General features: G+C 63.6%; 12 protein-coding genes. 7 read left to right on the top strand and 5 right to left on the bottom strand.

The annotated features are described in order from the left end of the window. Positions 1 to 51 precede the first annotated feature (51 nt). A complete protein-coding gene (locus ACYAR8_RS17950) occupies positions 52 to 2,076 on the top strand; it encodes a methyl-accepting chemotaxis protein (protein WP_463580591.1) in 2,025 nt (674 codons plus the stop codon). A 46-nt stretch (positions 2,077 to 2,122) separates the two neighbouring features. Here the strand turns inward: ACYAR8_RS17950 and ACYAR8_RS17945 are convergent, their stop codons facing one another. The 5 genes from ACYAR8_RS17945 to ACYAR8_RS17925 all read right to left on the bottom strand — a co-directional run bounded on the left by ACYAR8_RS17945 (position 2,123) and on the right by ACYAR8_RS17925 (position 7,561). Further along, positions 2,123 to 3,034 (bottom strand): SMP-30/gluconolactonase/LRE family protein, encoded by a 912-nt coding sequence (locus tag ACYAR8_RS17945; protein ID WP_074889505.1) that lies wholly within the window; start codon positions 3,032 to 3,034, stop codon positions 2,123 to 2,125. A gap of 16 nt (positions 3,035 to 3,050) precedes the next feature. Beyond that, complete coding sequence (locus tag ACYAR8_RS17940) at positions 3,051 to 4,007, bottom strand: ABC transporter permease (protein ID WP_463580590.1); 957 nt, start codon at positions 4,005 to 4,007, stop codon at positions 3,051 to 3,053. After that, positions 4,004 to 4,993, bottom strand: a complete 990-nt coding sequence (locus ACYAR8_RS17935) for an ABC transporter permease (protein ID WP_463580589.1) — start codon at positions 4,991 to 4,993, stop codon at positions 4,004 to 4,006. Before ACYAR8_RS17935 ends, ACYAR8_RS17940 begins: the two co-directional genes overlap by 4 nt. Continuing rightward, positions 4,990 to 6,447: a sugar ABC transporter ATP-binding protein gene (locus ACYAR8_RS17930; protein WP_463580588.1), complete on the bottom strand. Its 1,458-nt coding sequence runs from the start codon at positions 6,445 to 6,447 to the stop codon at positions 4,990 to 4,992. The genes ACYAR8_RS17935 and ACYAR8_RS17930 overlap by 4 nt, the downstream gene beginning before the upstream one ends. Positions 6,448 to 6,520: 73 nt before the next feature. Then, positions 6,521 to 7,561, bottom strand: coding sequence for an ABC transporter substrate-binding protein (locus tag ACYAR8_RS17925; RefSeq protein WP_074889514.1), 1,041 nt, complete (start codon positions 7,559 to 7,561; stop codon positions 6,521 to 6,523). A 278-nt stretch (positions 7,562 to 7,839) separates the two neighbouring features. Between ACYAR8_RS17925 and ACYAR8_RS17920 the strand changes: the two genes are divergently transcribed. The 6 genes from ACYAR8_RS17920 (at position 7,840) to ACYAR8_RS17895 (ending at position 14,195) form a co-directional block, all read left to right on the top strand. Continuing rightward, positions 7,840 to 9,138, top strand: a complete 1,299-nt coding sequence (locus tag ACYAR8_RS17920; RefSeq protein WP_463580587.1) for a GAF domain-containing sensor histidine kinase — start codon at positions 7,840 to 7,842, stop codon at positions 9,136 to 9,138. Beyond that, entirely contained in the window at positions 9,123 to 9,869 is a 747-nt protein-coding gene (locus ACYAR8_RS17915) for a response regulator (protein WP_463580586.1), read from the top strand. Before ACYAR8_RS17920 ends, ACYAR8_RS17915 begins: the two co-directional genes overlap by 16 nt. 1,083 nt (positions 9,870 to 10,952) lie before the next feature. Next, a complete protein-coding gene (locus ACYAR8_RS17910) occupies positions 10,953 to 12,017 on the top strand; it encodes a M4 family metallopeptidase (RefSeq protein WP_463580585.1) in 1,065 nt (354 codons plus the stop codon). 51 nt (positions 12,018 to 12,068) lie between these two features. Then, positions 12,069 to 12,374: a protealysin inhibitor emfourin gene (locus ACYAR8_RS17905; protein WP_463580584.1), complete on the top strand. Its 306-nt coding sequence runs from the start codon at positions 12,069 to 12,071 to the stop codon at positions 12,372 to 12,374. Positions 12,375 to 12,519: 145 nt separating this feature from the next. Beyond that, positions 12,520 to 14,058, top strand: coding sequence for a cryptochrome/photolyase family protein (locus ACYAR8_RS17900; RefSeq protein ID WP_463580583.1), 1,539 nt, complete (start codon positions 12,520 to 12,522; stop codon positions 14,056 to 14,058). Further along, positions 14,055 to 14,195, top strand: coding sequence for a DUF2256 domain-containing protein (locus tag ACYAR8_RS17895; RefSeq protein ID WP_074889538.1), 141 nt, complete (start codon positions 14,055 to 14,057; stop codon positions 14,193 to 14,195). The genes ACYAR8_RS17900 and ACYAR8_RS17895 overlap by 4 nt, the downstream gene beginning before the upstream one ends. Positions 14,196 to 14,259: the final 64 nt, after the last annotated feature.

Here is a 14,259-nt window from a genome sequence, read left to right as displayed (position 1 = left end):
TTCTCACCGACAACAATCCAAGCGCCCCACTTAAGGGGCTGTGAGAACTGCATGAATATTCTTGCCCCTGCCGTGTACCTGACCAACCGCCTGCGCTTTCCCGCCAAGTTCGCGCTGCTCGCCATTATTGTTTTGCTTCCTTTGACCCTGCTGGGCGCGCGCTTGCTGAATCAGCTCAACGCCAGCATCGATAACATCCATTCCGAACAAGTCGGCCAGCGCTATCTGATGGACGTTACCCCCGTACTTCGCCTGTCGATGCTGCAACGGGCATTGACCAACCGCCTGCTCAGCGGCGATCAAACAGCCCAGCCTGACCTCGCGGCCAACCAGTCCAAATTGCAGGACGCCTTGACCAAACTGGAAGCCACTGACCGACAGTTTACCGTCGCACTGGAAACAGGCGATCGCGTGCAGCGCTTGCGCTCTGGCGCAGAAGGGTTGATCAGCCAGACCAAAGCCGGGGCCGATCAGACGAACATGTTTGATCAATGGAGCGACCAGCTCACCCAGACCCTGAATTTCATCTACTTCGTGTCCGCCACTTCCGGGATGGTCCTCGACGAAGACTACGCCTCACTGTTCCTCATCGATCAAAGCACCCTGCGACTGCCGCGCCAGATCAACGTGGTCGGGCAATTGCGCGGTCTGTCCAGCGGTCTGCACGAAGGCCAGCCGCTGACCGACGCCGCGCGTAGCACGTTCAAGTCGCTGCTCAAGCAAGAAACCCAGATTCGTCAGGAATTGCTGCAGAGCCTCAACCTGCTGCGCCGTCAAGAACCGGCCCTCGCCGATCGCATCCAGTCCCCCGTCACCAGCGGGTTGGCGAGCCTGGACAGCTTTCGCAGTGACCTGGACACCTTAATCGCCTCACCGCAAACCACCATCACCGCCACCCAGGGCCTGCCGGCAAAAGGCAATGCCGTGGTCGCCGAGCTGTATAAGGCCCAGGACGCCTTGCAGGCAGCACTGTCCGCAGAACTTGAGCGACGCGTTCAGGACAAGTCGGTTGACCGCGCCGCCATGCTGGCCATGTTCGCCATCGCCGGCCTGCTGCTGATTTACGCCTTCAGCGGGATTTACAGCGCCATGCGCCAGGCCATGGAAGCGATGTTGAGCGCCACCCGCCGCATCGCCCAGGGCGACCTCACCGCACGCGTCAACGTGGCGGGCAAGGACGAAATGGCCGACATCGGCACCGGCTTGAACCACATGGTCCAGGCCTTCGGTGAATCCCTGGCTCAGGTCGAGCGCAGTTCGAGCTCGGTGTCCGACGCCGCCACCCGCCTGAGTGCCTCCATCGACCGCGCCAAAGTGTCGATGAACGCCCAGCAAGGCGAAACCGAGCAGGTCGCCACCGCCATCAACGAAATGACCGCCAGTGTCGCCGACGTCGCCCAGAACACCGAAGGTGCGGCGCGTGCAGCGGAACAGGCCAGCCAGGCATCGGGCAAAGGACTCGGCGTGATGCAGCAGACCCGCCAGACCATCGAAGCGCTGGCTGGCGAAGTCGACATCAGCGCGCAAAAGGTCGCTGCTCTCGCGCTGCACAGTCAGGAAATCGGTGGCGTCATTGAAGTGATCCGCAACATCGCCGACCAGACCAACCTGCTCGCCCTTAACGCCGCCATCGAAGCCGCCCGCGCGGGTGAGCAAGGTCGTGGCTTTGCCGTGGTCGCGGACGAAGTGAGAACCCTGGCTTCCCGTACGCAGAACTCCACCGCAGAAATCCAGCGGATCATCCAGCAATTGCAACTGGCGACCAACGCCGCCGTGGACCAGATGAAAGCGGGCAAAGACCGGGCGCAGGATTGCCTGACCTCGGCCGATCAGACGTCCTCAAGCCTGAGCGCAATCAACGAAGGCGTAGAGTCGATCGTCGGCATGAACACCCAGATCGCCAGCGCTGCCGTGCAGCAGCACGCCGTGTCCGAGGACATCAACCGCAACGTCACCGAGATCCGCAACAGCACTTTCGTGTTGATGGAAGGCATCGAGGACAACGCGGTAACAGCGGACGAGCTGTCGCTGCTGGCCGGCGAACTGCGCACCGTGGTCGGTCGCTTCAAACTCTGAAGAACCGGCGCGCGGCGCAACACGCCGCGCGCCATAGAGCCATCCCTCAAGGCACCTGGGCCCCCGCCACCGCCACGTACACCGAATACAGCGATGTGTTGGCGGTGATGAACAGGCGGTTGCGGCGGGGGCCGCCGAAGGTCAGATTGGCGACCTTCTCCGGCAGGCGAATCTTGCCCAGCAAGGTACCGTCGGCGGCGAAGCACTGAACGCCGTCGCCGGCGCTGGTCCAGACATTGCCCTGCACATCCACGCGCATGCCGTCCGGCACGCCCGGCTCAATCACCGCAAAGACCCGCGACTGCCCCAGCTCCCGCCCATTGATCACCTCGAACGCGCGGATGTGGTGGGGACCGTCCGGATCGTGGGAGCGACCGGAATCGGCGATGTACAAGGTCTGCCCGTCAGGGGAGAACGCCAGGCCGTTGGGTTGCACGAAATCATTGGCCATGCAGGCAACCTCACCGCTGTCCGGGTCGATCCGGTAAACATGGCGTCCCGGCTGCTCTTCCTCGGCCTGATAGCCCTCGTAATCGGTGAGGATGCCGTAGCTGGGATCGGTGAACCACACCGCGCCATCACGGTGCACCACCACGTCATTTGGCGAGTTCAGGCGTTTACCTTCGAATCGCTCGGCCAGTACGGTGATCGACCCGTCCGGTTCGGTGCGTGTGACGCTGCGGGTGCCGTGCTCGCAGGTGATCAGCCTGCCCAGCAGGTCGCGGGTGTTGCCGTTGGAAAAATTCGACGGGGTGCGAAACGTCGACACGCCCTGCTCCGGGGTCCAGCGCAACATGCGCTGGTTGGGAATGTCGCTCCACAGCAGATACCCGCCGTCGTTGAACCACACCGGCCCTTCGGCCCAGCGGCACTGATCGTACAAGTGCTCGAGCTGGGTGTTGGGCAGGATCAGGCGGTGGAAACGCTTGTCATGGCATTCGTAGAGGTCGTCGGACACAGGTTCGATCCTTGCTTCAGGCGCGGGCATTTTTGCGTCCGCTGACAGCGGTAATCACCGCGATGATGATCAGGCCGGTGAGGATCAGCCGCACCCCGGCACTGGCGCCGAAGGTGTTGAGCATGCTCACCAGCAGGTAGAGAAACAGCGACGCGCCCCAGATGCCCGGCACGTTGGAAAATCCGCCGGCCACCGAGGTGCCGCCGATCACCACGACGGCGATGGACGCCAGCAGGTATTCCTCGCCCATGCCCAGGGACGCACCGCCGGAAAACCCGGCCAGGGTCAGGCCGCACAGGCTGCCGAACACCGCGCAGAGCACGTAGGTGGCGAAGCGCATGCGGCCGACCCTGATGCCGGCCAGTTCGGCGGCGCGGGCGTTCTGCCCGATGGCCAGAACCGAACGGCCGTAGCGGGTGCGGGTCAGCACATAACCCATGAGCACTGCCACGGCGATGACCACGATCGCGAGGTACGGCACGCCGAATACGCGACCGGTGGCGAAGGTGTAGAACGCCTCCGGCGGCGGCACCCGCACGCTGCGACCGTAGGCGATCGCCAGGGATTGCAGAATGAAGCTCGCCGACAGGGTCGCGATGATCGGTGGAATGCGCAGCAGGCGGATCAGCGCGAAATTGCCGCAACCCACCAGCACGCCGATGCCCAGCACGCCGATCACGCCCAGCCAGATGTTCGCGTCCTGGCCGTCCATGAGCTTCATACCCAGCGCGCCGCTGAGGGCAATGTTGGCCGGGATCGACAGGTCGATGTTGCCAGGCCCGGTGCTGATGACGAACATCTGGCCGATGCCGACAATCGCGAAGAACGTCGAGAACGCCAGCGCGCCAGACAGCAACGCGCCTGCACCCTGCCCGCCGGTGAACACCAGGGTCGCCACCCAGATCAATAAGGCGGCGAGGAATGACCACAGCCACGGCTTGCCGCGCAGCGCTGCAACAGGTGAAGTGCTCATAGCGGACGTACCTCCAGACGATTGACCGCCGCACGCAGCGCCAGCACGAAAATCAGAATCGCGCCCTGGGCGCCGATCTGCCAGTCAGGCGAGATGCGGATGAACGACAGCAGCGAACCGGCCAGCACCAGGGTCAGCGCGCCGAGCACCGCACCCATGGGCGACACGCGGCCGCCGACGAATTCGCCGCCGCCGAGAATCACCCCGGCGATGGACAACAGGGTGTAACGCAGTGCGACGTTGGCGTCGGCCGACGTGGTCAGCCCCACCAGAAACAGCCCGGACAACACGCCGAAGCCCCCGGCCATGGCGTACATCGCCACTTTGATGCGCAGCAGCGACCAGCCGGCCTTGGCGATCGCCAATGGATTGCCGCCAGCACCGCGCAACACCACGCCGACGGTGGAGCGCATCAGGAAAAAGTGCATCGCCAGCCCGAGCACGACGCAGACGATGATCGCCAGCGGAATCAGCGGCGGCTTGATCCGCACCAAGGCTTGCAGCCACTGCGGCGCCGTGCCGCCGGGCGACGGCAACAGCAGAATCGCGCCGCCGACCCAGATGAACGACATGCCTAGGGTGACGACAATCGATGGCAGGTTGCGGCTGTGAATCAGCGCGCCGAGCAGCGCATACACGCCCACGCAACCGGCCAGCGCCAGCCAGCCGAGGAACGGGTGTTGATCCAGCAGCGTCACGGCGACGCAGGCGACGAAACTGATGAAGCTGCCCATGGACAGATCGAGGTCGTTGACGCTGATGATCAGCATCTGCGCGATGGTCGCCAGGGCAATCGGCACTGCCAGGTTGAGCATCAGGTTCAGGCCCATGTAGCTCATGGCCCGGGGTTGCATGATGAAGATGGTCGCCAGCAACACCACCAGCGACACCGCCGGCAAGGCCGCGCGGAGCATGCGGGCACGGCGCGCGGCGTTGTTGCGCGTGGCGACGGGTGCGCGGGCAACGGAGTTCAACGGGGCATTCATGGGGTTTCCTCGGCGAAGGAGCTGCGCAGGATGCGCTCCTCGCTCAATTCGCTGCGCGGCATGTCGAGCACGGCTTGGCCGTCGCGGAAGACATACACGTGATCGCAATAGGTCAGCTCTTCAAGCTCGGTGGTGTACCAGATGAACGTGCGGCCGCGCGCCGCCTCTTCCATCAGAATCGAATAGACCTCGCGCTTGGTGCCGACGTCGACGCCACGCATGGGGTCGTCCATCAGGATGATCTGGCTGTCGGACGCCAGTGCCCGGGCAAACAGGGCTTTTTGCTGGTTGCCGCCGGACAGCGACAGGATCGGATTGCGCATGTCCGGGGTGCGGATACTCATGCGCTTCATCCAGTCATCGGCCATGCGCTGCTCGGCGACGGGGTCCAGCAGCACGCCGCGCTTGAGCTGGTTGAGGGAGCCGATGGTGATGTTTTCGCCGATGGACCACAGCGAAAATACCCCGTCGGTCTGGCGGTCGCCGGCGACGAAACTGGCGCCGGTGCCGTGCTTGACGCAATCGCGCAGCACTTGGGTCAGTAACTGGCTCTGGCCATGCCCGGCAAGCCCGGACAGCCCGACGATCTCGCCGGCAAACGCCTGCACCGAACGGCCATCCGTCTGACGCGCCGGGCGCTGTTGCACGCGCGCGCTGCCATGCTCACGGCGGGAGGCGAAAGCCTGTGTCCCCTGCTGCTGTTCACGTGCAGTGCCGCCCATGACTTCCACCAGCGAATCGTGGGTGAATTCCCGCGCGGCGCGAGTCTCGACGATTCTGCCGTCACGCATCACCGCGATGCGGTCACAGGTGCCGAGCATTTCGCCGAGGATGTGGCTGATCAGCACGATGCTGCCGCCGCCCTCGACGAAACGCCGTACGTGGCGCAACAGTTGCTCGGCGACACGGGCGTCAAGGGATGAGGTCGGTTCGTCGAGGATGATCAGATCGAGGCGCTCGTCGACGTTGATGAACGCCCGGGCGATTTCCACCATCTGCCGCTTGCCGATGGACAGGTCAGCGACAATGTCATCGGCTTCGATGCCGTGGCCGGGAAAAATCTGCTCCAGCATCGTTTCGATCAGCTCGCCGGCCCGACGCCGCCAGCCGAAACCGCGCAGGGCCGGTGACATCAGCCGGGTGTTCTCGGCCACGTTGAGGTTCGGGCACAGCGACAGCTCCTGAAACACACAGCGAATGCCGTGCTGCCGCGCCACTTGCACCGAATAGCCGTCGCGCAGGTCGCGGCCTTCGATCAGCAGCTGGCCGCAGTCGGCAGCCAGGGTGCCGGCGAGCACTTGCATCAGCGTCGATTTGCCCGCGCCGTTGTGGCCGATCAGGCCCAGGCACTCGCCGGCGCGCACGCTCAGGTCGACGTCACTCAATGCGCGGACGGCGCCGAACGATTTGCCGGCACCCGCGAAGGCCACCCGCACAGGTCCATTTGCGTTCATGGTCAGAATTCCTTGGCGGGCCGCAGGCTGCGCGGCCTGCTTTGCTTACATGGACAGGCTCACAGGGAGAAGCTCACAGGGAAGCGGCGGGCTTGAGCCTGGCGACGTCGTCGACGCTGTAGGTTTCGCTGACGATCCCGCCTTTGGGCAGGTCCTTCAGGCTGGCGTCGAGGGTCTGCTGGGTGACGGTGACCGCAGGTGACAGCAGGTCATGGGGCATTTTTTTGCCGTCGAGCAACTGCTGCGCGACATAGAACGCCAGGCTGGAAATGCTCGGTCCGCTGCTGATCGAGAAGCTCTGATAGCCCTGGGTGTCGCTTTGCTTCTTCCACCAGCTCAGCTCTTCTTCGCGGTTGCCGAAGATGATCGACGGCAGTGGACGGCCGGCCGCCACAAAGGCCTGGGCAATGCCCACGCCTTCGCCGCCCTGGGTCACCACGGCGTCTACTTTAGGCAGGCTGGGCAGCACGCCGGACACGGCTTTCTGCGCCACGGTCGGTGACCAGTTGCCGTTCACTTCGCCGACCACTTTCAGGTTCGGGTGTTTCAGCGCACCGGCAGTGATGCCCGAGTGAATGCGCTCGTCCACCGACACGCCGGCCAGCCCGCGCACTTCCAGCACATTGGCACCCTGGGGGAAGCGCCCGGCCAGGTAGTCCATCTGCTCGATGCCGGTCTGCTTGAAGTCCATGGAGATGCGGTACGCGCAGGGTTCGGAGACGGTGCCGTCGAAGGACACGACGATGATGCCGGCGTCGCAGGCCTGTTTCACCGCGCCGTTGAGCGCTGTCGGCGACGAGGCATTGATGACAATGGCGTCATAGCCTTGAAGGATCAGGTTCTGGATTTGCGCGGCCTGCTCGGTGGCCTGGTTTTCCGCGGTGGTGAAGCTGTCGGCCGACGCGATCAGGCCATCCTTGACGGCTTTGTCGGTGGTCTGCTGCCAGCTGGCGAGCATCAGTTGGCGCCAGGAGTTGCCGGCGTAATTGTTGGAGAGCGCGATCTTCTTGTCGGCTGTATCGGCGTGGGAAGCGACGGGCAGAGCCATCAGGGGCGCCACGGCCAGTGCGGCACAGAGCAACGAACGGCGTAGCGGATGACGACGACTTTTCATAGTTGAACCCTTGTTATTTTTATGGGGGCTGCAGGGTGGCCGACGGCGTCGGTCGCACCTTATTACGAACAGTACGCGGCGAGTCTGCACTGGCCGGTGCAGAGCGTCAGTGGTCAATCGTGCAGACCTGATGCGGGATCCCGCAAGCGACCTGCAGGAACGTGCGTTCTTTTTACCGCGCAGAGGCCATAATGACCGGGCTGCATCCCGTGCAGTTTCAAAAACTGTTCAGTTCCTGAAAGTGTTCCATTCCAAAAATAAAAAACAGGTTGGAGCCCATGGCACAGCGACCGCACACCCTTGCCGAAGACGTGCTGCATCATTTTCTCGGTATCTCCCGCGCCCTCGCCGGCCAGCTGGATTTCCAGTCAATGATCGATGCCGTCTCCCGGGAAATCAGCCCGATCCTGCCCCACGACCACCTTGACGTGTGCCTGTTTGTCCTCGACGGCCGCGAGCACATCACCTATGAAAGCGGCGTGCACACGCTATGGGGCGACGTGGCCCAGCCGATGCCGGTGCACACCAGCCCCATCCGCACCGTGCTGCTTGGCGAGCAGGCGTTTCTGCTGACCCACGACGCCATGAACGACGCACGCTTCGCCTTCCCTGGCGCCATCAACCACCCGATTTTCGACGCCCGCTTGCGCAGCCGCCTGCACGTGCCCTTGCGCGCGCGGGGCGAAATCATCGGCGCGCTGAGCTGCTCGAAACACACTGAACATTTCTACACGCTGGACGATGTGCGTCACACCCAGCACGTCGCCGACCTGCTGGCTTCCTATGTGTACGCCCTGCGGCAGACCGAGCAGGCCAAACAACTGGCCATCGCCGAAGCGCAAGTGCGTGCGCGGGAGGAAGGCTTGCGCCAGGGCGCGTTGCGCCTGACCGAGGAACTGGAGCGCGAGCGACAGCGGGTGGGCATGGACTTGCATGACCAGACCCTTGCCGACATGACCCGCCTGCACCGGCGCATCGCTCGGCTGCAAACCCTGCCCAGCGTACCGGGCGAGGATTTGCGCGAGATCGCCCGCTCCCTCAAGGACAGCATGCAGGAGCTGCGGCAGCTCATTGATGCGGTCAAGCCGACGGTGCTGCAGTTGTTCGGCTTCGAAGAAGGCGTTGAAGACCTGTTGCGCCGCAGCGTACGCGACAGCGGCCTGAGCATTGAAACGCGTCTGCAGGACAACACCGACGGCATGGGTGATCGCTTGCCGGAGTCGGTCAAGGTCGCGGTGTTCCGCATCGTCCAGGAAGCGGTGAACAACGCGATCAAGCACGCGATGCCGGACAGCATCGTCATCCACATCAGCCACACGGGCGGCCTGCTGCAACTGACGATTGACGACGACGGCGTTGGGCTGGACGTCGGCCACGGGTTCAACAGCGGCGGCATTCAGAACATGCAAGTGCGCGCGCAACTGATGGCGGCGCAGTTGTATATCGAGCGCGGTCCCCACGCGCGAGGCACGCGGGTAAGGGTGTGCCTGCCGCTGGCTGCTCTCGCCCTGGTTGATGAGGCGGCAGCTGTTTTTGAGCCTGCGCTTTTAACGGAGACGCCATGCAAGTCCTGCTGATTGAAGACGACCCGGTGCATCGGGCGTTCCTGCGCGAAGTCATCGAAGTGGCGCTCCCGGAATGCACGCGCTTGCTGGAGGCCGAAGACGGCCAGATTGGCGAGCAGATGTTCAGCCAGAGCCCGGTGGATGCGGTGGTGATGGACCTGCAGATGCCCTGCCGCACTGGTGTCGAAGCGGCCAAGACGATTTGGCGGCAGCAGCCGGACACGTCGATTCTGTTCTGGTCGAATTACTCGGACGAGGCCTACGTGCGCGGCATCGCGCGTATCGTGCCCCAGGGTGCCGCCTACGGTTACATCCTCAAGACCGCCTCGGAGGAGCGTTTGCGTCTGGCGTTGCGGGGCTTGTTCATCGAGCAGCAGTGCGTGATCGACCGCGAGATTCGCGGCGTGCAGCTCAAAGCCCACGATCAGTTGTCCGGACTGAGTGATGGCGAATACGAAGTGCTGCAAGACATCGCCCTCGGCCTCACCGACCGCACCATCGCTACCCGCCGCAACCTGTCGCTGCGCAGCGTGCAAAACCGGCTGCAGCAGCTGTACGAAAAGCTCGGCGTCTATCAACCGGACGCGGCCGGCGAGCGCAGCACCGCCTTCAACCTCCGCGCCCGCGCCGTCAACGTCGCCCTGCTCCGCCGCCTGCTCAACCGCACCGCGCTGGAACAGGCCGAAGCCGAACTGCAACTGTGGCTGAAAAATCCGGCTCGGCATCGGGTTGGGGGGGACTGAAGGGAGATCAAGAGCGTCTGCCTGGGGGCAGACTGTTTCGCCTTCGGCGACTTACTTTTGAAAAGCACCAAAAGTAAGCAAAAGTGCCTGCTCTCGGTTGGGCCCGACTTCGTCGGGTTCCCTCACTCCGACGACGCTCCGTGGGCCCGCGCCGAACGGACATCCATGTCCTGACGGCGCTCTCGCCGCATCCATGCGGCTCGGCCCACTCCGCGTCGTCTGCGTTCGGCCTGCACCCAAGTCGCGTTTTGCGGTGACTGGACTTTTTGTGTACGAAGATCAAAAGCAGATCAAAGGCTTCCCGGCTAAAGCCGGTCCCACTAAAAGCACCGCGTACACTGTGGGACCGGCTTCAGCCGGGAAGCTTTTGATCCACCTAAACGCGCTTTTGATCTTGATTTTGATCGTTCCCACGATCCGCGTGGGAATGCATCCTGTGACGCTCCGCGTCACCTCCCCAGATCTGAATGCGCGTCGTCTTCGGGACGCGGAGCGTCCGGGGCTGGGTTACCACGCGGAGCGTGGGAACGATCATGTCGGCGCATGAGCTGGCCTCTTCCCGGCTGAAGCCGGTCCCACTAAAAAGCCGCGTGCAGTCTGTAAAATGCGTGTTGATCAAACCGGCCTCTTCCCGGCTAAAGCCAGTCCTACAGTGGCCGCGATAGGTCTGTAGAACCGGCTTCAGCCGGGAAGCTTTTGATCTTGATTTTCATACGCAGAAAGCTCAGACACCGCCAATCGCGACTTGGGTGCAGGCTGAACGCAGGTCTCGCTCCGTGGGCCGAGCGGCATGGATGCCGCGAGAGCCGCCCCCCGCCATGGATGGCGGATGGCGGCGGGCCCACGGAGCGGGACCGGAGTGAAGGAACCCTGACGAAGGAAGGGCCAAACCGGGAGCAGGCACTTTTGCTTACTTTTGGTGCTTTTCAAAAGTAAGTCGCCGAAGGCGAAACAGTCTGCCCCCAGGCAGACGCTCTTGACCTTCATACGCCACCGGGGAACGCCGCACCATCCGCGCTTGTCGATTAAAACGAGACCGCGACGCGTCGCTCAACTGAACGATGTCACTCAGGAGCATTGCCCATGTGCAGGAACCACACGCGTAACCCCATTCATTGCCTCATCCCGCCCTACCTGCTGGACCAGATTGCGCGCAACGGCAACAAAGCCCAGCGCGAAGCGGCCCTGCGCACCCGCGCCAAGGACAACACCTTTCGCTCCCTGCGCCTCAGCGCGCAACCCGACCGTCGTCTCGTGCACCTGGCGGCCGCGCCACTCACCGGCAAACGCCGTTCGATCTACAGCGCCGACGGCGGCGAAACCCTGCCCGGCACCCTCGTCCGCGGCGAAGGCCAGCCCGCCAGCGGCGACATCGCCGTCGACGAAGCCTACGACGGCCTCGGCGCCACCTTCGATTTCTTCTTCGACGTCTTCGACCGCAACTCCATCGACGATGCCGGCATGGCCCTCGACGCCACCGTGCACTTCGGCAAGGGCTACAACAACGCCTTCTGGAACTCCGCGCAGATGGTCTTCGGCGACGGCGATCAATCGCTCTTCAACCGCTTCACCATCGCCCTCGACGTCATCGGCCACGAACTCGCCCACGGCGTCACCGAAGACGAAGCAGGCCTCGTCTACTTCAACCAGGCCGGCGCGCTCAACGAATCGATGTCTGACGTGTTCGGCTCGCTGATCAAACAGTACGCCCTGAAAGAAACCGCCGAGCAGGCCAGCTGGCTGATCGGTGAAGGGCTGTTCACCGACAAGATCAGCGGCAGCGCCTTGCGCTCGATGAAAGCCCCCGGCACCGCCTTCGACGACAAAGTGCTGGGCAAGGACCCACAACCCGGTCATATGGACGACTTCGTCCACACCTACGACGACAACGGCGGCGTGCACATCAACTCGGGCATCCCCAACCATGCGTTTTACCAAGTGGCGACGCGGATCGGCGGTCATGCCTGGGAAAAGGCCGGGCGCATCTGGTACGACGCGCTGCGCGATTCGCGCCTGCGCCCCAATGCCGGGTTCGTAAGGTTTGCGCGGATCACCCATGACGTGGCCGGCCGGCTGTACGGTGTAGGCGAGCAAGCCCAAATCGCGGTACAAGAAGGCTGGGCGGCCGTGGGCATCAACGCGCAATGATCCCCCATGACCATCCGCTATGACCAGGCGCCACTGCGAGGAGCCACGAACATGCGAATCTCATTCAGCGAAAGCGGCGGGCTCGCCTATTTCCCCGGGTTGAACAAGCCCAACACCATTGAAGTGGACGCCCTGCCGGAGGGCGACCAGAAGGAACTGCGGCAACTGGTTGACGCGTCCGAGTTCTTTGCATTGCCGGAAGGTCGGCGCCCGGCCCGCGCAGTGCGCGGCATGCAGCATTACACGCTGACCATCAGCGAAGGCGATCGGGAGCGCACCGTCTGCGTCCCCGCGCCGGTTGAATCCGGCCCGCTGCAGGGCCTGATGCAGTGCGTCAGGCGCCACGTGTCCGGCTAGCCCCACGATCGTGCGCCGGGCAAATCACCTGCTCGGCGCCTCACTCCCTGCCTTTCAGGAATCCCGTGCCCAACCTTTTCTCGCGCTTGCTCTGTCGATCCACATGCAAGACCGTCACACCCTCGCCGTCACAGGATAGGGATCAATGATGCCCGTCCGCCGTCTGTGCCTGGTCCTCGGCGATCAGTTGTCCTTCGACCTGGCCTCCCTCGCCGAACTCGATCCCGGGCGCGACGCCGTGCTGATGGTCGAGGTCATGGAGGAAGCCACCCACGTCCCCCATCACCCGCAGAAAATCGCCCTGATCTTCAGCGCCATGCGCCATTTCGCCCAAGCGCTGCAGGAGCGCGGCATCATCGTCCAGTACGTGACGCTGGACGACCCGCTGAACACCGGCTCGGTGCCCACCGAGTTGCAGCGATGGGACGCGTTGTTACAGGCCGACGAAGTCCACGCCACCGAGTGCGGTGACTGGCGTCTGGAGCACTCGATCAGGGAATGCGGCCTGCCACTGGTCTGGCACAGCGACACGCGTTTTCTCTGCTCCCGCGAAGGGTTCGCCACGTGGGCCAGCGGCAAGGTTCAGCTGCGCATGGAGTTTTTCTACCGCGAAATGCGCCGCAAGCAACGGCTGCTGCTCAATAGCGACGGCACGCCGGTGGGCGGTGCCTGGAACTTCGACGCGGAAAACCGCAAGGCGCTGCCCAAGAAGGTCTCCGCACCCTACCCCGCGCGCTTCGCCCCGGACGCCATCACCCGCGACGTGCTGGACCTGGTGCGTGAGCGTTTCTCCGGCCATTACGGCTCGCTGGACGGTTTCGACTACCCGGTGACCCACGCCGACGCCCAGGCCCTGTGGCAGTACTTCCTCGATTACGGACTGGCGGCCTTCGGCGACTACCAGGACGCCATGGCCATCGACGAGCCCTACCTCTTCCACGCGCGCATCAGCGCCGCGTTGAACATCGGCTTGCTCGACCTGCGCCAATTGTGCAGCGACGTAGAGTCGGCGTACTGGTCGGGCGGCGTCGCACTGAACGCCGCCGAGGGCTTCATCCGCCAACTGATCGGCTGGCGGGAATATGTGCGCGGCGTCTACTGGCTGAAGATGCCTGAATACGCCGAAGGCAACGCATTCGGCAACACCCGCGCGCTGCCGGCGTTCTACTGGAACGGGCAGACCAAAATGAACTGCATGAGCCAGGCCATTGGCCAGAGCCTTGAGCACGCCTACGCCCATCACATTCAGCGGCTGATGGTCACCGGCAATTTCGCCCTGCTGGCCGGCATCGCGCCCAAGGAGATTTGCGAGTGGTACCTGGCGATCTACATGGACGCCTTCGAATGGGTCGAGTTGCCCAACACTCTGGGTATGGTCATGCACGCCGACGGCGGTTACCTCGGTTCCAAGCCTTACTGCGCCAGCGGTCAGTACATCAAGCGCATGTCAGACTACTGCGGCAGCTGCGCCTACAAGGTCAAGGAAAGCACGACGGAGGACGCCTGCCCGTTTAACGCGCTGTACTGGCATTTCGTGATGCGCCACAGCAACCTGCTGCGGGCCAATCAACGGATGGGCATGGTCTACAAGAACCTCGACCGGATGACCGAGGCCAAACAGGACGCGCTGTTGCAAAGGGGCGAGTCGCTGCTGGGCAAACTCGACGCCGGGGAGGCGATTTGAAAAAGAGCGAGCTGCCGGTGAAAACCTGCGTGGTGTGCGGCCTGCCGTTTACCTGGCGGAAAAAATGGGCGCGCTGCTGGGATGAGGTGCGTTACTGCTCGGAGCGTTGCCGAAGGGGCAAGCGCTCCGAGCCGTAACAGGCCCCGCCGTCAGATATGGGGCCCTGCCGTCAAATTATCGCAGAGGCGCAGGTCGCCTGAC

The organism is Pseudomonas sp. HP_01, assembly GCF_055284355.1.
This window is presented reverse-complemented; position numbering and strand designations above follow the sequence as displayed.

What these genes read in the sequence shown, in the direction of transcription:
- ACYAR8_RS17950 (WP_463580591.1), top strand. Translation starts at nt 52, where the DNA reads ATGAATATTCTTGCCCCTGCCGTGTACCTGACCAACCGCCTGCGCTTT.
- ACYAR8_RS17940 (WP_463580590.1), bottom strand. Translation starts at nt 4,007, where the DNA reads ATGAGCACTTCACCTGTTGCAGCGCTGCGCGGCAAGCCGTGGCTGTGG.
- ACYAR8_RS17935 (WP_463580589.1), bottom strand. Translation starts at nt 4,993, where the DNA reads ATGAATGCCCCGTTGAACTCCGTTGCCCGCGCACCCGTCGCCACGCGC.
- ACYAR8_RS17930 (WP_463580588.1), bottom strand. Translation starts at nt 6,447, where the DNA reads ATGAACGCAAATGGACCTGTGCGGGTGGCCTTCGCGGGTGCCGGCAAA.
- ACYAR8_RS17925 (WP_074889514.1), bottom strand. Translation starts at nt 7,561, where the DNA reads ATGAAAAGTCGTCGTCATCCGCTACGCCGTTCGTTGCTCTGTGCCGCA.
- ACYAR8_RS17920 (WP_463580587.1), top strand. Translation starts at nt 7,840, where the DNA reads ATGGCACAGCGACCGCACACCCTTGCCGAAGACGTGCTGCATCATTTT.
- ACYAR8_RS17915 (WP_463580586.1), top strand. Translation starts at nt 9,123, where the DNA reads ATGCAAGTCCTGCTGATTGAAGACGACCCGGTGCATCGGGCGTTCCTG.
- ACYAR8_RS17910 (WP_463580585.1), top strand. Translation starts at nt 10,953, where the DNA reads ATGTGCAGGAACCACACGCGTAACCCCATTCATTGCCTCATCCCGCCC.
- ACYAR8_RS17905 (WP_463580584.1), top strand. Translation starts at nt 12,069, where the DNA reads ATGCGAATCTCATTCAGCGAAAGCGGCGGGCTCGCCTATTTCCCCGGG.
- ACYAR8_RS17900 (WP_463580583.1), top strand. Translation starts at nt 12,520, where the DNA reads ATGATGCCCGTCCGCCGTCTGTGCCTGGTCCTCGGCGATCAGTTGTCC.